This window comes from Pedobacter sp. GW460-11-11-14-TSB4 (assembly GCF_059423705.1).
The window spans coordinates 220,991-239,809 of the sequence record NZ_JBWKYI010000003.1; the positions used below are offsets into that span (position 1 = coordinate 220,991).

An 18,819-nucleotide genomic window follows, 5' to 3' on the forward strand; every position below is an offset into this window, starting at 1 on the left:
ATTCTAATTAATTAAACTTATATCTGAAGCCAAGCAGGTAGTTCTGGCCATAATAATCACTTCTGATCAATGTATTTCCGTTTTTAACCAGGTCTTCATTGATATTGTTATTCTCAGGATTTGTACCTTTTATAAATAACTTTGTGGGGGTATTTAAGATGTTATTGGCTTTGATAAAAACACTGATGCCACCTTTAAAACGTTTCTCAGCAGAAGCATCCATCTGTACAAATCCTTCCTGCCACAAATCGTTATTTAGGAATTGAGAAACCGTGTTGATGCGTGGCCCTGTATAAGCACCTGCAACCTGAACATCCCAGCCTTTTTTAGTGTCTTTAAACAATAGCGATAAGTTGGCAATATGCGCTGACTGGCCATAAAGCGGACGCTCCTGATTAACATTAGCCGGTTCAGTATCTCCTGTAGTAGGATTAATAACCCTGGTGGTTTTAGTGGTATTGATGCGTGAATGGGTATAGGTATAATTGGCTTTCAGACCTATTTTGCTGAAATATTTGATGTAATCTACTTCTGCACCATAGTTATTGGCGGTACCAAAGTTTCCTGGGGTATAAAAAGTGTCTTGTCCACGAATGGCATCGGCCTGAAAGGTATATTCAATAGGATTTTTAATGCGTTTATAAAAAGCGCCAACCAATAATTGCTCTGAAGCACCGGGAAAAAGTTCGTAGCGCAAATCGAAATTATCGGCTAAAGCACGTTGCAGGTTCACATTACCACGTTCTACAAATTCTTCGTTTTTCACTCTTCCAGGTACAATTTCATAAAATCCCGGACGGTTGAGGGCCTTGTAATAAGAAGCATGTAATTGCGCTTTTGGACTTAAGAAGTATTTTGCAGTTAAACTGGGTAGCAGATCAGTATAAATCTGATTTCCTTTTGGAAAAGCCTCACCTGCAGGAAAAAGCAGATTATAACCCTGGTTGGTATGTTCTACCCTTAACCCTCCGATTACTTCCAATTTAGCTGAGTTATATTTAAACATACCGTATCCGGCCGCTATTTTTTCGCTTGCATCGTAGGTTAGTGCATTAGACACTGCACCTGTAGGATTACTCACCACGAGGTTTAAATCGGTATAATTTTGAAAATTCACACCGTAAAGATCAAATGCATTGGCTGCACTTGGGGCAAGGTTGTAATTGTTAAAGAAACTGCTTCTTTGTTTATCGCGGTATAAACCTCCGGCCATAATATCCAGTTTGTGCTCATCGACTAAAACATGATAAGTCAGATCAAGATATCCTGCCAAATCCTCATCAGTACTGCGCTCCCATCTGCGGGTAACCGGATCGGTATTAACCAAGCTGGTCCTTTTGCTTTGAAAATTCTGCTGTATCCCGTTTAAACTGATGCTGGTATTTTCGGGCACATCATTTTTAGCCGAAGAATAAACAGCCGACCATTGTACTTTAAATTTATCATCAAAGAATTTATGGTCGCCATGAAGTGTCGTATTGTAAATCTGTTGCTCCGTTAAGCGGCTGCGCGTATCGTAAACCAATTCAGCATTCCCTGCGGTTGGATTATAAACCCCATTATAGGTAGTGGTTACCGCATCTCTAACCTGCTGATTTTTTAGGTTAACATACACATTATATAAACTGATCTGGTGATCTTTATTAAAAACATAATCAATTTTTCCATGTAAACCTGTTCGTTGCTGCTGCTCGGAATACTCACGGTAACTTTTACTGGTAATTTTGGCATAAGGATCGATACCTACCACTGCGTTGTTGTAAAAAGTACTGTTGCTACCACGGTAAGTATTCTGATAACTTCCTGCCAGCACCACCCCGAGTTTATTATCCAAAAAGCGTTTACTTAAGGATAAACTCCCGATTAAATTGGGTGCAGGATTTTTATATTTATAATCGAGTGTCCCTTTGGTAAAATCGCTTTGAGTAGCATTGTAGTTTTTCCCGTTTACTTCGTAAGGCGATTTGTAATTAATACCTGAAGCATTGTAACTGGTAAACTTCCGGTCAAAAAACAACTGGTTATAACCTGTAGAAACATTGGCATTTACCTGTAATAAACCAGGCGCATTTTTCATCACCATATTAATGGCACCGCCAATGGCATCGCCCTCTAAATTGGGGGTAAGCGTTTTATACACTTCTAAACGATCGAGTAAATCAGAAGGAAAAAGATCAAGCGGAACATAACGGTATTTATTATCCGGACTTGGAATTTTCACACCATTGACCAAAGTATAGTTGTAGCGTTTATCCATTCCCCTTAATATGGCGTACTGCCCGTCGCCATTGCTATTGCGCTCTATAGACACACCCGAAATGCGTTGCATCACATTGGCTACCGTTAAATCAGGCGAAATCTCAATCGATCTTCCTGAAACGATATTCATCAGCTGTGGCGCATTTTTTTCCAGGCGTCTTGCCCCCTGGTCGGTAGAACTCACCGCATTCGATTTAATGGTGATATCATCAAGACTTTTCGAATCGCTCTCCATGTAGAACTTTAAGTGATCATTATCCTCTTTCAGTATCACTAAGGTTTTCTCGATGGTTTTGTAGGTAATGTAGCTTACACTAATTTTGGCTGAACCTACTTTTACATCCTTAAATTCGAAAGTGCCATCCAATCCGGTATTGGTTGTGCGCCTTGGGTTTTCTAAAACCACTGTTGCGCCTACAATGGCCTCTCCTGTTTGCTTATCGTAAACATGGCCTTTCAGTTTTGTGGCATTTGCAGTGCCTGCACAAAAAAGAAATAAAAACAGAATTTGTAATCGTTTATTCATCGTGTTTGGTAATGTCTTTTTATTATCGACGGGGCAAAGGTGTATACACCATTTTACACCAGGAAATTATCGAGGTTACATAAAGGCAACAGCGTTACAACAGGCATAGATCAAAAAGCAACACAAAAATACAACACAATGATTATCAACAAATTAAGCATACACAAAAACGCCGTTATGCTTTTATTACCGTTACATTAACAAATTGTTAAGCGGTAAAAAACACCAAAAAACAGGTAATTTATTACAGCTGATGTAACGATTATAGCGCCTGGATAAATGCAGATAAATTATCGCCTTGCGCCATATTCAGCTTTTTTCTGAGCCTATATCTCGATACCCTTAAACTATCGGTGGATATACCGAGCAAGGTTGCAATATCGCCTGAATCGAGATTCATTTTTAATAGTGCAATCAGGCGCATATCGGCTGAAGTAAGTTCATTGCTATATTTTTTCAGGCTTTCGAGAAATTGATGATGCACCTGTTCGAAAGCCACTGTAAATTCTTTCCAGTTGCGTTCGTGGTTAAAGCTCTGGTTAATCTCGGTGAGGATCTGGTTCATCTGCTTTTTCTGATCGCGTTTATCCTCCTTTACCATCGTCTGTAAGGTTGCTCTAAGGTTTTCGAGGAACTGGTTGTGTTTGATCAGATTTAAGGTATGGGTAGATAATTCCCTGCTTTTAACCTCCAGCAACTGCTTCAGGTGCTGTTCTTCGAGCTGAAGATTTTTGAGTTCGAGGCTGGTCATATCATGTTCTATTGCCTTCTGCCGCGCCAGCATCTGTTGATCTTTCAACTTTAACCGTTGTCTGCTAAAAATAACAAAACCTAAAACGACCAATAATATCACCACAATTGTGGCTGAAAAAGCAATAATCCGGTTCACCTTCCGGTCGTTTTTCAGTTTATTAATCTCATCCGATTTTTTATTGATATCGTAAAGCACCTGTAAAAAAGCGACCTGCCGGGCACCATCTTCCGAATACAGATCGATGGTATATTTATAACCCAGTTTTACGTAATGATAGGCACTATCCATATTATTCAGCAGTTCGTAAGCCTTCCCCAAATCTCTGCAACAGGAGCTTAACTGATAAATATTGCCCATTTTTTCGGCCAGCTTTAATGCAGTTTCAGTTTGCACAATACTTTCTTTATACCGGCCGGTTTTACGGAGGATATCGCCCAGATTATTAATCACCTCAATGCTGCCCAGGTCATTATGATCTTGCTGATATAAATCCAACGACTGTTTAAAGTGCACATAAGCAGAGTCGTAACGCTCCAGATCTTCATATATACTGCCCAGGTTTTCGTGTATTTTTGCCTCCCCACTTTTATCGTTAACCTGTTCGTTTATTTTTAAAGCGAGTTTTTGATAGTAAAATGCACTGTCGTAAAGCTGCCTTTTTTCGTATAACTGCCCGATATTACCCAAAACGGTTGCCTGGCCAGTTAAATTATTCGCTCGTTTATAAATGCCAATGGCTTTATTATAGCTATTTAAGGCCTTATCTTTTTGCTTCATGTAGTAGTACAGTACACCGGCATCGTTAAGATTGGCGGCCAGCAAAAGCGATTGATTGGCAGTATTGAATATTTTATCTGCTTTTAAAAAGAACTCTAACGATTGACTAAAATGCCCCTGTGTATAACAAACCTTGCCCATTTGCTGTAAACATTTACCTTCCAAAAGCTCATCATTATCGTCGATAGATTTGGCGTATATTTTTTTTAACTGAGCCAGCGCTGCAGTGGGGTCTTTTTGATTGAGCGCAATAATCGATTCGAATTTTTCTTCCTGCGCATTTACATTTGAAATGAAAAGCAGCAAAAGTAAAAGAACACTAAAAGGTTTGATCATGTTAAAGCATCTATATATCAGGCAATGCTGAACAAAGAAAGAGCGTATATGTTAACTTAAGGTTAAGTTGAAAAATTAACTGATGGGGATGAATGCCAACTTTAAGTTCGCGGCTGATTTTATATTAGCCCGTTAAATGATATTTTGTAATTTAGAGGTTAACGGCTTGTAAAAAGCGAAACCGTAAAATGACCACAGATGAAAAAGATTATTCTCGACCTTGCTGTTACCCTTGATGGGTATATTGAAGGCCCAAATGGCGAAATTGACTGGTGTATTATGGATGGGGATGCCAATTTTAACGATTTTTTAGATGGCATAGATTCTATTTTTTATGGACGGATCAGCTACGATCTCTGGGGAAATTACCAGCCCGGAGAAGAAGAAAACGATTTGATGAAATCGATCTCCGAAAATATCAACAGCAAGAAAAAGTATGTTTTTTCGCATACCAAAACCGACGATGGTACGGGTGCAACCTTTATCCAGTCGGATATTGTGGGAAGGGTTAACGAGATTAAAAAACTGCCGGGTAAGGACATATGGCTATATGGTGGTGCAAAGTTAATATCTTCGTTTTTAAATGCAGGCCTGGTTGATGAACTGCAGCTCGCTGTACACCCGGTAATATTAGGTGGAGGAAAATTATTGTTTAGCGAAATAACCAATCGGGTTTGGCTAAGCCTAAAAGAAACCAAAAGTGCTCCATCGGGTGTTGCGCAGCTTATATATGATGTGAAGGATAAATGAGCTGATTAGTTTAGAGTTAAGGGTTTGGCGTTTAGAGTCAACTTAACCTTGAACTGTACCAATGACTAGTGAACGAATGACAAATGAACCAATGAGCAAAAATCAAAAGACAATTTACAGTGGGCAGTTATCAATGGTCAGTATGCAATGACCAATGCCTAATGAACAACATCCTCCAGCTTACAGGTATTTTTTCACCAAAGGCATTTTCCGCAGTAAATAAGCAGTTGCCCAACTTAATCCCAGCGATAAAACAAAAACAATTAGAAACTTAAAACCTGCAGGGATATTAAACGATAACAATAAAAACTGGAGCCAGGTTACATAAACAAAATGAACCAGGTAAATTAAATAGGCATGGCTACTGAGCGAATCCCACCAGGCGATCTTTTTGACAACCAATTTGCTATAACTGGTTACGAAAGCAAGAAATGTTAAAGTGCAGCAAAGCACAAACAAAATGTTGCTGATCATTGCATTCTGATTGCTACTGAGCAATTTTTGATCTACTGCTTTGTTCAAAACATCGGTTGAATACAAAAAAGCACCGAAAGCCAAAAGGGCCAGCAAACACCATAACCGGTAGTATTTAACGGTTAACGATTTTTCAGCAAAAACGCCTTCACTGATCGCTAATTTTCCAACGACTGCCCCAATTGCAAAATAGGCAAAATACAGGATTAAGCGGCTCAGCTGAAAATCGAAAGGTCCAATCCCCGTCCAGCTATATGGCCCGAAATAACCTGCCATGGGCAGATAAGCAAGCAAACCTGTTAAAAACAAAATTAAAAACAGGCCAACAGTTGTCCTGTTTTTGTTAAGGTTTAACTGTAGCGCGCTGTTCTTTCCACCATAAAATAATTGATGAAACGATGCCGCGACAAAGTTAAAAACGAACAATAACCATAAAAACCACGGCGGACCAACCGGCCAGGCCTCAGTTGTGAAAAAATCCTGAACATAAGTCCAAATATTGGTATTAACACGCATTAAATAAAATGAAGGGAAATATGCCAAAAGCATCAGCACGGTACCCAGCAATAAGAACGGAATCAATAACCTGAAAATTTTATCTTTAATAAAGGATAGATAACCCTTTTTATCAATGCCAGAAAAAAAGAAAAGTCCGCCCAGAAAAAACATAAGCGACATAAAAAAGGTATCGTTAAAGCTGACCATGCCATCAAGCAAGGCCCATCTGCCATGATCTACTACTGGATGTGTAGACAGGATATAAGCATCCTTATTAAATACAGAGAAAGTGGTGTAGGCCAATGCCGCATGATGTGCAACCACTAAAACGGTTATGGTTGAGCGCAGGTAATCTATCCATACATTCCTTAAAGATTGATTAGCCATGATAAATCTCCATTAAAACAATTACATTATTGGTAAATTTACTATCTTAATAAGATTAAGCATCAAAAAAAAGGCACTATATTTTATGGAAGAAATAAAAAACGGCGTTAAAGCTTTTTATGCCAAAACCCAGGCCGATTGGCGCCAATGGCTGGCCGAGAACCATGAAAAGGAAGTATCTGTTTGGTTAATCATCTATAAAAAAGATGTATCGGCAAATCGCCTGCCCCATAGCAACGCCGTTGATGAGGCCCTTTGTTATGGCTGGATTGATAGCTTAACGGTAAAAAGGGATGAGGAAAGCCGTTATCAATTTTTCTCAAAAAGAAAACCTAAAAGTAACTGGAGCGCGATTAATAAGAATAAAGCTTTACACTTAATAGACCAGGGACTGATGAGCGATGCAGGATTACAATCTATCGAAACCGCTAAAGCCAATGGCATGTGGGATGCCCTGAATGATGTAGAAAATCTAATTGTACCCGATGATTTAAAAAAAGAATTTGAATCCAACAAACCAGCGCAATCATATTGGGAAAAATTTCCCCGTTCTTCAAAGAAAGCCATACTAAAATGGATATCAGAAGCCAAAAGAACAGAAACAAGAGCAACAAGAATTAGCGAAACCGTTCGCCTGGCGGGAGAAAATGTGCGGGTGAAGTAGAATTTAGTCCGGAGTACAGTTGGCAGTTAACAGTTGGCAATAAACAGTAACAGTTAGCTTAGTGTTTAGTGTTGATTAACCGATAGCCTTGAACTGCACCATTTGCCTAATGACCAATTAACGAATGACCAATGAACTAATGACCAATGAACCATTTAATTATTCAGCCTATTCCTATATTCTGATGGTTTCATGCCTTTAATGGCCTTAAAAAATTTATTAAAATTGGTTGGATTATTAAATCCACTGGCATAACAAACATCCGCAATGGAATAATCTTCTGATTGGAGTAATTTGCAGGCGTGCCCTATTCGTATTTCATTGATAAACTGGGTAAGCGATTTTTGTGCCCGCATTTTAAAAAAGCGGCAAAATGAATTGGGTGTCATATTGCATAATTCGGCTACCTCATTCAGGTGTATGTCGTTATGAAAGTTTTTCATTAAAAACTGATACACCTTATTAATCCGGTTATTATCTTTCTCATCATATTGGTTTTTAAATGTGAGACTAGATAAATACTTAAAATCTTTTGCCCTAGCTAATATTTTGATGATTTCTACAACCGAAACTATATTTTCGAAACCATCATTATTTTCAATCCCGAGTAAAATCTCCCTTATTTTATTACTGGTTTCTTTTTCGAAGGCTAAACCTCTTGATGCCCTCGAAACCAAGTCTTCTACCAGCATTAAAACAGCCTGATCGTCGGTTAACATCGAAAAAAAATCAATGCTAAAATAAATAACGGTAGACTTTACCAGCTTATCATCCCTATCCTCGTAACTTTTATCATTCTGCCAGATGTGCGGAAGATTTGGTCCCATCAGTACCAGGTCGTCATCTTCGAAATTCCCAATATGATCGCCAACAATGCGTTTACCATGGCTTCGTTCAATCCAAACCAATTCGCACATATCATGAAAGTGGAAAGATGAAATCAGCCGGTTATTGTCGATATGTTTTATATGGACAGATTTGTTACCTGCATGGTTAACATTGATAAGTTCAGACCTCATAATATTTTACAAAAACCTTAATTAAGTAAACTAAATTAATGATAAATAAGGAAATTAAGTTATTTAAGGTAAAAAAATTTAAGTTTTTCCAAATATAGTTTTACAAAAGGAATAATGCTGCGCGTACTTTTAGTATTAGTAAACATTTGATTACATGAGGTATAGACTGTGCCTCAGCAATCAGCTGTTTTTTTAACCAAAAACTATATAAACTGTATGAAGAAAATTTTCCTATTTTATTTCATGCTATTTCTATCTGCAGCAGCCTTTTCGCAAGAAAAAACCGTTGTAAAAGGAACAGTACGAAATGCAGAACAACAGCCCCTCGCCGGTGTTAGCGTGGGGGTAATCGGGCAGAATGTTGGTACTACTACCGACAATGAGGGCCGGTTTACGATTCAAATCCCCAAACCTGCGGGTGCAAGGCTAAGATTTAGCTTTGTTGGTTACACCACAATCGAAGTAGCCGCAAACGATCCGAAAGCGATCAACATTGTTTTAAAAGATGATGCGCAGAATGAACTGCAGGAAGTGGCCGTTGTAGCCTTCGGAACGCAGAAAAAAAGTTCCTTAACCGGTTCGGTAACCACCATTAGTGCGAAAGACCTAAAAGGCCCAACCAGTAACCTTACCACTACTTTAGCAGGGCGTGTTCCGGGAGTTATTGCCTACCAGCGTACCGGTGAACCCGGACAAGATAATGCCAACTTTTTTGTAAGGGGTGTGGGTACTTTTGGAACCGGAAAGCAAGATCCCTTGATTTATATTGATGGTATTGAAAGTACACCTACCGATCTGGCCCGTATTAACCCTGATAATATTGATAATTTTTCGGTACTGAAAGATGCGGCAGCTACTGCATTATATGGTTCAAGAGGATCGAATGGGGTAATGTTACTGACCACTAAATTGGGCGCGCAGGGCGTTACCAAAATCAATGCAAGGGTAGAAAACAGGTTATCAACCAATACGCAAAACTTTAAACTGGCTGATAATATTACCTACATGCGTTTGGCGAATGAGGCCGTAACCACCCGTGATTTTCAAAACCAGGGCGGTGTAAATCCACCTTACTCACCTAATAAAATCGATAATACAGCTGCAGGTATGGATCCCTTGCTGTATCCAAGTAACGACTGGGTTAATATTCTGACAAAAAATAACACCAGAAATTTGGCAGCAAATTTAGATGTAAGTGGCGGTAACGAGAAAGCAGTTTATTATGTAAGTTTAACTTACGATGAGAATAATGGTTTACTGAGGGAAGCCGGGTTAAACAATTTTAACACCAATGTAAAGGCACTTTCTTATTCCTTATTGTCAAACATCACCATCAACTTTACCAAAACCACCAAAGCGCTCATCAGCGTACGTGGTACATTTGATAACAATACTTCGCCGGTTGGCGGTGGATCGCGGATTTTCACTTTGGCTTCTCAAAGCAATCCGGTAGCTTTCCCTGCTTTGTATCCGCAAAGTTTTTTACCTTATGCACAACATCCCCTATTTGGCAGTGCCTTATTGCCCAACTCCAATAATCAACTGTATACCAATCCATTTGCCGAATCAGTAAAAGGGTTTCAGGAATACAACAGGGCACAACTAGTACCCCAAATCACGATAAACCAAAATTTGGATGGTATTACAAAAGGTTTAAGTGCCCGTGCCATGGCTTTTACACAGCGTGATGCCGATTTTACTTTGGTTAGGCAGTACAGTCCTTTTTATTATCAGGCCAGACAGGTTGGTGGACAAACCCTCCTAACCTCGCTTAACGAACCTACTCCAGGTTCATCAACACTCCAAATCGGAATCCCTCCAACAGAGTACCTCACCTATTCGCCATCAGCAAAAAACGTAAGTACAGTTATTTATGGTGAAGCGGTAATTAACTATCTACGCACCTTTAGCGAAAATCATTCAGTTGGAGGAAGATTTATTACCACCGTCCGTTCTACCGTTAATGGCAATGCCAACACCTTACAATTATCGTTACCAAAACGTAATTTAAACTTTTTAGGCCAGGCGAACTATGCTTATAAAGATAAATACCTGGTAGATTTTAGTTTTGGTTATAATGGATCAGAACGGTTTTCACCGGATAAACGTTACGGGTTTTTCCCATCAATCAGTGGAGCATGGATCGTTACGAAAGAAAAATTCATGGAGCCTTTAAGTAAAGTGATTACGAATTTAAAACTTCGGGGCAGTTATGGTTTAAGTGGTAATGATCAAATCGGATCTGATGCCGATCGTTTCTTTTATTTATCAGAGGTACAATTAAATAATATCTCTAGAGGAGCAACATTCGGAGAGAATTATGGTTATAGCAGACCGGGTATCTCAACCAGCCGTTATGCAAATCCAAATATTACTTTCGAAAAAACAAAGCAATATAATTTAGGCTTAGAATTAAGTTTATTTAACGATTTCAATTTCGTTATCGAAGCTTATAAGAAAAACACTTCTAGCATTTTATTATTCAGGAGTAATGTACCCTCAACTTCAGGTTTGCAGGCCGGTACTTTTGCAAACATTGGAGAAGCCAGCAGCCAGGGGGTCGATTTTTCATTCAATTACTACAAAAATTTCAACAAAAACTATTGGGCTAAAATTTATTCAACTTTTACTTATGCCGCAAGCAAAGTATTATTTAATGAAGAACCTAATTATCCTGACAACTTAAAACACCTAAGTGCGGTGGGAAAATCGGCAGGACAGCTGTATGGCTTAGTAGCCGAGCGCTTATTTACCGACGAAACAGAAGTGAGAAACTCACCACGCCAAAACTTTGGTATTTATGGTGCCGGAGATATTAAATACCGCGACATCAACGGCGATGGGATTATCAGCTCTTTGGATATTGTACCTATCGGCCTGCCTAAAGACCCAGAGATTATTTATGGTTTTGGAGGTTCTTTCGGTATCAAACAGTTTGATTTTAGCTTTTTCTTTCAGGGATCAACCCGTTCTTCATTTTTCATCAATCCAAGTTCAAGTCGTAGCGCAGGTACAGGAAATGTAGAAGGGATAGCACCTTTTGTAACCTTTGGTGGTACCCAATCTGGTTTGCTGGATATTATTGCACAAGACCACTGGAGTGAAGACAATAGGAATGCATATGCCTTTTGGCCAAGACTAAGCAGCGAAGTAGTGGCCAACAATGCGGTGGCATCATCCTGGTGGTTAAGAAGGGGCGATTTTTTACGCTTAAAGCAGGTTGAACTGGGCTATAATTTTAGTGAAAAACTGGCTAAAAAAATCGGCTTAGGCAGTGCCAGGATATACATGAGCGGTCTAAACTTATTTGCAGTAAGCAGCTTTAAACTGTGGGAAGTTGAAATGGCCGGTAATGGTTTGGGGTATCCTTTGCAAAGGGTATATAACCTGGGCATAAAGGTTGGAATTTAACCAGATTAACAATTTTATTTGATCAAGATGAAGACTCAAAAGAATAATTTATATAAAATAACGCCCGCTATAATAGCCTGTATCATATTACTGGTGATGGGCTGTAAAAAAGGTTTTTTAGATGTGGTACCAGATAACTTACCTAAAATAGAAAACGCTTTTGCCCTGCGTACCGAAGCAGAGAAGTACCTGTTTACCTGTTATTCGTACATACCAGATGATGGAAGTACTGCTTCAAATCCGGCATTTTTAGGTGGCGATGAAATGTGTGTTCCCCTACCAAGCAGATCTACTGATATTGCCACGAATATACCACGTGGTAATCAAACGGTAGTGGCACCATTTTTTAATTATTGGGATGGAGGAATGTTCCTGGCCATTAGGGATTGCAATGTTTTTATAGAAAACATGAAAGACATGAGCAAAGTACCCGATATAGGTATAGACGAAAGAAATAGATGGATTGCTGAAGGTGAATTTTTAAAAGCTTATTACCATTTTATCTTATTACGTGCCTATGGTCCGATTCCTACTATCGAAGAAAACGCACCTGTAGACGGGCCGATAGAAAACACTAAAGTAAGGCGTATGCCTGTTGATAGCGTAGTAAACTTTATTGTAAAACACCTTGATTTAGCCATTGCAAACCTGCCAGATGTTATTCAAAACACCAACAATGAATTGGGCAGGGTAACCAGACCTATTGCCCTGAGTATGAAAGCACGTGTTCTGGTATTAGCGGCCAGCCCTTTATTTAATGGCAATACGGATTACAATACATTTAAAGATAAACAAGGTGTACAACTCGTGAGCACGACCTACGATCCAAAAAAATGGGAAAGAGCAGCTTTGGCTTGTAAAGCTGCCATCACTTCATGCGAAGGCGTAGGTATACAATTGTACAAATTTCCTACTTCTATATTTAAATTAAGCGATACCACCATTAAACAGATGAACCTGCGAAATGCAGTGAGTCAAAAATGGCAAAACTCGGAATTGATCTGGGGGAATCCAAATACAGCAACCAGTAATTTACAATATATAACGGTGGGTCACTTTGACGGCAGATATGGGGCAAGCAATGGTGCTATTGCCGATGTAGGCGCCACGCTAAAACTGGCTGATCTGTTTTATAGTACGAATGGGGTACCGACCAATGAAGATAAAACCCTTAATTTCAGTAACCGATCAGAACTAAGAGCCGGCGTTAACAAAGAGCGTTTTAACAACTTAATAGGTTATACCTCATCGAGGCTTAATTTTGACAGGGAAAACCGTTTTTATGCTTCACTGGGTTTTGATGGCGGGATATGGTATCAGGAAGGTAGTTTAACCCGTAGCGATGAAGGAACATTTAGTTTGCAGGTACGTTTAGGCGGGGCAGGTAACGGGACGCCACAACCGCCAACGGGTTACTATGCTAAAAAATTGGTGAGCTGGAAATTTACCTGGGCAGCAAACAACTCTACCAGTACAGAAAGGTATCCCTGGCCAATGTTTCGTTTAGCTGATCTCTACCTTTTATATGCAGAATCACTCAATGAATTTTCAGGCCCAAGTAACCTGGTTTACGATTACCTGAATAAGGTACGGGAACGTTCTGGTTTACCTACTGTTCAAAAATCATGGACAGACTTTTCCAATAACCCAGGCAAATACCAAAGCAAAGAAGGCTTACGCAGCATTATTCGCCAGGAAAGAGGGATTGAATTGGCGCTGGAAGGCAGCCGATTCTGGGATTTAAGAAGATGGAAAACAGCAGGCACGGAACTTAATGGCAACGTACAAGGCTGGGATAAAGATCAGGCCGATCCAACACTTTATTACAGAATTATAACCCGATATACACAACGTTTTGTAGCCCCTAGAGATTACTTATGGCCAATAAGAGAGAATAATTTATTAATAAACGAAAACCTGGTTCAAAACCCGGGTTGGTAAATTTTAGGCAAAATGGAAAAAAACTTAAAAAAATTACAATCCGGCATCATATTGCTGCTTGTGGTTCTTACAACCTTTGGCTGTAAAAATGATATACTTAACGGTCCTATCGAAAATAGTGCTGAAAAGCCGGGAACGGTATCAAATGTCACCGTAGAAAATAAGAGTGGTGGTGCTTTGTTAACCTATACCCTACCCACAAATGAAGGGCTTTCTTACATTAAAGCGGTATATGAAATACGCCCAGGTGTAAAAAGGGAGGTGGTAAGTTCTTACTATACCAGCCAGCTATTAATTGATGGTTATAACTCAACAAATGAACAGCAGATTACATTATACGCTGTGACGAAGAGCGAGGTGATGTCTGATCCTGTTATCGTAAAAATTAAACCACTAAAATCGGCCATTCAACTTGTTTATGAGAGTTTAAATATTATTGCAGGTTTTGGCGGACCAAATTTAAAATTCACCAATCCCAACAGGGCTGCTGTTATTATTGCCCCGATCATTAAAGCAGATAATGGCAGTATTAAAGCATTGGATAAAATTTATACCCAAACGCTGTCAGGGAATAGTACACTTAGAGGTCAAGAGTCTGTAGCCACAAATTTTGGTTTTGTGGTCATGGACCGTTTTGGCAATCATACCGATACTTTGTATAAAAATATAACACCTTATAGTGAAGGGATGTTAGACAAATCAAAGTTTGCAGCATATAACCTGCCAGGAGATGCAACCATGGCTTATGGTACATTTTTGAGCTATTTTTGGGATGGCGCCTACGCCCCTGCTTATTGGCCCAGGGCATTTACACTGGAAGGAGTTACCACACCACAAACCATTACCATCGATTTAGGTGTAACCAGGGCCCTAAGTAGATTTATATTTTTCCCACGAACTGAATCGGGCAATAAATTCTATGTTAGGGCAAATCTTCGCGATTTTGAAATCTGGGCAACCAATAATCCGCCGGCAGATGGAAGTTATACCGGCTGGACCAAACTGGCTACCCAATCGGTAGTAAAACCTTCCGGCCTGCCATCGGGCACCGAAACAGCAGAGGATCTGGCCTATGCATTGGCAGGATGGCCAACGGAGTTCGAACCTGGCTTACCTGCCTTTAGGTATTTAAGAATTAAGTCTACACGCAACTGGGAAAACACCTATGCCATTATGGGTACTCAAATAGAGGTTTATGGCAGTAAAAATTAAAATAATAACGACGATTTAAATTTACTCAGATGAAAATAAATATATGGATGTCTTTTGCATTAATGGGATTTTTCGCCTTTAGTGCCTGCTCAAAAATAGACGATTACAGGGGGCAATTTCAAGGAGACAAAGAAATATCTTACCCAGGCATTTTAGACTCTGCAAAAGTTCTCGCGGGCAACAAACGGGTGATGGTATACGGTCAGTTTACTTCAGATCCTAAAATTGTGAAATACCAGGTATTTTGGAATGGAAAACAAAACATGGTCGAAAAAACGATTGTTCGCAGCAGTGGTGTAGACGAGGTTAAGTTAATTATTGATAACTTAACAGAAGGGGGCATTAATTTCGAAGTCAGAACTTTTGATAATAAAGGAAACATGTCTATACCCATTTACATCAATGGGACTGTATTTGGCGAAAATTATGCTTCAGCAATTGTAAACCGTGTTTTTAATCCCGCCACGACCAAATACGATGCGACCAGTAAAATTTTAACCATCGATTGGCAAGGCATAGATCCTACAGCCATTTATACGACTGTTGAGTATACTGATGTAAACGGCCTGCCTAAAACCATGCAGGTTACAGATCCTTCATCGGTATTAACCCGGATTAACGATTATAAAACAGGTACAGATCTATATTATCAGACAACATATAAACCTCAGAAAGATGCTATAGATAATTTTACAGTTCAGAAAAAGGATACTTTTAAACGTTAGCCAATTATAAATTAACACACTCAAAAGGGTAATTTTCGATATGAAAATTGCCCTTTGTTTTTTATAGCTGATTAAACTTTTTGAAACAGTTGATTGCTTTATTTGAAACATGTTTTTTTGGAAAGAGCGGGACATCCTTCCATGGCGGTTTGCAGCCCTGCTTTCACTGCAATCTTTTTGCACCGAATTGAGCACCAAATAATAAAACATCTGCAGCAAAAAGTATTTCCGTTCAATCACGTTTAGGTACAATGGCCGCTGCTCAAAATAGAATTACCTGATGCATTTTGGCGGATTATGCACTTTTATTGTTCTTCTATTACTGATATGGTTTAAAAAATAGCGGTGCTTCTTAAATTGCCTTATTTGCTGGTATAAGGGCAATTAAAAAAATATCCAGGAATAACAAAAAAAGCTGATGTTTCCATCAGCTTTTTTTTAATCCAGAAGTGTAGGTTAAAAAAAGATAATATTAAAGGCTACCGTAATCATCAAAACGATAAGCCCCAAATAAAGTGGATTAGTATACCAGGTTTTGCTCTTTAAATCTTGTTTCGGCGTTAAGCTGTAAACCAGTCCAACCAGTTCTTTTTCGTCTTTGGCTTTGGTGAACAAACTGATTACGATGGTAAATACCAGACACACCATAAAGGAGATCGATGCAATGGTAAAGGCCTGCCCTGTTGCCGAATAAAAATCGAACAAATGAATCAGCCAGCCACCTTTGCCCTCGGCTACCGATAAACCATGTGTAATGGCCGCAGCGCCTGTACCTAAAAGTAAACCCCAAAAGGCTCCATGACCAGTGGTCCGTTTCCAGAACATGCCCAAAAAGAAAGTAGCAAACAGGGGTGCATTTACAAAACTAAATACAAGCTGGAGCAAATCCATAATACTGTTAAAGCCACGGGCCACATAAGCTGTAGCGATAGAAATTAAAATACCGGCAACAGTAGTGGCCTTGCCAACCATTAAATAATGCAAATCGGAAGCTTTTTTCTTAATATGGGTTTGGTAGATATCATAAGTAAATACCGTGTTAAAAGCGGTAACATTGCCCGCCATACCACTCATAAATGAAGCAATTAATGCGGTTATGCCTAAACCAAGCAAACCACTCGGATAAAGTTTCTGCAACAATAAAGGCAGTACCATATTATAATCTTTATCGCCATTAACATTAACAGGCAGTTCGAAGCCGCTATACTGCCCCTGTAAGGCCAATAAAATGATTCCAGGAAGAATCACGATGGCTGGCATTAAAATTTTAGGAAAAGCAGCCAAAACGGGTGTGCGTTGTGCCTCGTTCAGATTTCGGGTAGCCATTGCCCTTTGTACCACCAAAAAATCGGTACACCAATAGCCAAATGCCAATACAAAACCCAATCCAAAAACCATACTAAAGGCATCTACGCCCATCGGGTTGTTTGCCGGACTATCTAAACCCTTCCAAACGTGAAGCTTCGCATCATCAACATGTTGTAAAATACCATCAATTCCTCCGGCCTTATCTAAACCGATGTAAACCAAAGGCGCTATGCCAATAATAATTAAAAAGAACTGCAATACTTCGTTATAAATGGCACCTGTTAAACCTCCGGAGAAAGTATAAATCAATACCACACCAGCGGCAAGCCATATGGATAAATCGAAATCCCAGCCTAAAATAACTTTCATTAACATGGCCAGTGCATACAGGGAAACACCAGATGAAAAAACAGTCATTGCAGCAAAAGTAAGTGCGTTAAAAGTCCTGGTTTTTTCGTCGAAACGTAATTTTAAATATTCAGGTACACTTCGGGCCTTACTACCGTAGTAAAAGGGCATCATGTATACGCCTAAAAAAATCATTGCTAAAGCAGCACCCAACCAATAAAAATGCATGGTATACAAGCCATATTTTGCGCCATTGGCAGCCATGCCCAAGACCTCCTGTGCGCCTAAGTTTGCTGATATAAAAGCTAAACAAGTAATCCATAATGGAATGTTGTGCGAGCTCAGTAAAAAATCATTCCCTGTTTTTATTTTCTTTTTCAGCACCAAACCAATGCCCATTACCAAAACAAAATAAATGGCAATAATCAGGTAGTCGATAAGTTCTAGTTTCATAAACGATTATTATTTGGTTAGTAGTATTTGTTTTTATGGCAAAAGCCAGTAACTATTGTTGTTTGTAAGGAGCAGTTGGCAATCCCGTTACCTTTAATTTTACCATAAAGAGCGAGCCACTGTGTGGGTATTTTTTTAATTCGTCGGCACTTAATCCATCCTTTGCCGTGGTAATTAACATTTGATTCATCAATTTACCCCCAAATGCGCAGCTCGTTACGTTTGGCGCATTGATTTCAATCTTTCCTATACAGGCCCCGGTGAGCGGATTATACCTGTTTACGCAAGCACCTCCCCAAATGGCTACCCAAAGCATGCCTTCACTATCAATACACATCCCGTCGGCCACGGTATTAGGTTCGGTTATTTCTACTACAATTCTTTCGTTGCTGATATTCCCGGTAGCCAAATCATAATCGAAGGCTTTAATGTGGTAAAGAAAACTATCGATGTAATACAGGGTGCGGTTATCCTGCGACCAACAAATACCATTAGATACACTTGTGCCTTCAATTTTCTTAACTAATTTTCCGTTGTAGCAGTAAAGATTACCTGCACCATGTTTGGCATTAATATTCATGGTTCCCACCCAAAGCCTGCCTAATGCATCGCAAGCGCCATCGTTACTCCTGTTTTCGGGATCCTCTTTAAATTTCGCCAGGTTTATCGTTTTACCGGTTGCTAAATTGAATAACACAATTTTACCCTGTAAAGCCACTAATAGCTGATCATTTTCGGCAGGCGCCAGCATACCAGGCATTGCCGATATTTTTTTGGTAACTACTTTACCATTTGCCGGATTACAGGTACCAATTAGTTTGCCTTTGATGTCGATAAACAAGAATTTTTGCCATCCAGCATGCCAGCGGGCACCTTCTCCTAAAATTAAATCTGCTTTATAAAGCACATCTGGCTTCCAAATATCCATCGTATTGTTAAAAAATTACCCTCATCTTAGTATCGCTTTTGTCTCAAAC

The 18,819-nt window shown here is 39.4% G+C and carries 12 protein-coding genes; 6 read left to right on the plus strand and 6 right to left on the minus strand.

The annotated features are described in order from the left end of the window. Positions 1-7 precede the first annotated feature (7 nt). Both AC07YT_RS05435 and AC07YT_RS05440 read right to left on the minus strand, forming a co-directional pair. Positions 8-2,785, minus strand: coding sequence for a TonB-dependent receptor (locus AC07YT_RS05435; protein ID WP_086547182.1), 2,778 nt, complete (start codon positions 2,783-2,785; stop codon positions 8-10). A gap of 262 nt (positions 2,786-3,047) precedes the next feature. Next, a complete protein-coding gene (locus AC07YT_RS05440) occupies positions 3,048-4,652 on the minus strand; it encodes a tetratricopeptide repeat protein (RefSeq protein WP_086547183.1) in 1,605 nt (534 codons plus the stop codon). A gap of 198 nt (positions 4,653-4,850) precedes the next feature. Here AC07YT_RS05440 and AC07YT_RS05445 point away from each other — a divergent pair, with 198 nt between their 5' ends. After that, complete coding sequence (locus tag AC07YT_RS05445) at positions 4,851-5,402, plus strand: dihydrofolate reductase family protein (RefSeq protein ID WP_086547184.1); 552 nt, start codon at positions 4,851-4,853, stop codon at positions 5,400-5,402. A gap of 180 nt (positions 5,403-5,582) precedes the next feature. Here the strand turns inward: AC07YT_RS05445 and AC07YT_RS05450 are convergent, their stop codons facing one another. Continuing rightward, positions 5,583-6,761 (minus strand): acyltransferase family protein, encoded by a 1,179-nt coding sequence (locus tag AC07YT_RS05450; RefSeq protein WP_086547185.1) that lies wholly within the window; start codon positions 6,759-6,761, stop codon positions 5,583-5,585. Positions 6,762-6,846: 85 nt separating this feature from the next. On the opposite strand from AC07YT_RS05450, the gene AC07YT_RS05455 reads away from it, so the two are divergent. Next, positions 6,847-7,425: a YdeI/OmpD-associated family protein gene (locus AC07YT_RS05455; RefSeq protein ID WP_086547186.1), complete on the plus strand. Its 579-nt coding sequence runs from the start codon at positions 6,847-6,849 to the stop codon at positions 7,423-7,425. 155 nt (positions 7,426-7,580) lie between these two features. On the opposite strand, the gene AC07YT_RS05460 is transcribed toward AC07YT_RS05455, so the two are convergent. Then, positions 7,581-8,444, minus strand: coding sequence for an AraC family transcriptional regulator (locus tag AC07YT_RS05460; RefSeq protein ID WP_086547187.1), 864 nt, complete (start codon positions 8,442-8,444; stop codon positions 7,581-7,583). A gap of 216 nt (positions 8,445-8,660) precedes the next feature. Between AC07YT_RS05460 and AC07YT_RS05465 the strand changes: the two genes are divergently transcribed. From AC07YT_RS05465 to AC07YT_RS05480, 4 genes are read left to right on the plus strand one after another with little or no spacing between them, the layout of a single operon-like run. Then, on the plus strand, positions 8,661-11,855 hold the full coding sequence (locus AC07YT_RS05465; protein ID WP_494945200.1) for a SusC/RagA family TonB-linked outer membrane protein: 3,195 nt from the start codon (positions 8,661-8,663) through the stop codon (positions 11,853-11,855). 27 nt (positions 11,856-11,882) lie between these two features. Beyond that, positions 11,883-13,796 carry a RagB/SusD family nutrient uptake outer membrane protein gene (locus AC07YT_RS05470; RefSeq protein ID WP_086547188.1) on the plus strand — a complete coding sequence of 638 codons (1,914 nt, stop codon included), beginning with the start codon at positions 11,883-11,885 and terminating at the stop codon, positions 13,794-13,796. Positions 13,797-13,808: 12 nt separating this feature from the next. Further along, entirely contained in the window at positions 13,809-15,008 is a 1,200-nt protein-coding gene (locus AC07YT_RS05475) for a DUF5000 domain-containing lipoprotein (protein WP_086547189.1), read from the plus strand. Between the two features lie 29 nt (positions 15,009-15,037). Then, positions 15,038-15,733: a DUF4998 domain-containing protein gene (locus tag AC07YT_RS05480; RefSeq protein ID WP_086547190.1), complete on the plus strand. Its 696-nt coding sequence runs from the start codon at positions 15,038-15,040 to the stop codon at positions 15,731-15,733. Positions 15,734-16,189: 456 nt separating this feature from the next. Here the strand turns inward: AC07YT_RS05480 and AC07YT_RS05485 are convergent, their stop codons facing one another. Next, complete coding sequence (locus AC07YT_RS05485; RefSeq protein WP_086547191.1) at positions 16,190-17,842, minus strand: sodium:solute symporter family protein; 1,653 nt, start codon at positions 17,840-17,842, stop codon at positions 16,190-16,192. Between the two features lie 52 nt (positions 17,843-17,894). Continuing rightward, on the minus strand, positions 17,895-18,770 hold the full coding sequence (locus AC07YT_RS05490) for an SMP-30/gluconolactonase/LRE family protein (protein ID WP_086547192.1): 876 nt from the start codon (positions 18,768-18,770) through the stop codon (positions 17,895-17,897). Between the last annotated feature and the right edge of the window lie 49 nt (positions 18,771-18,819).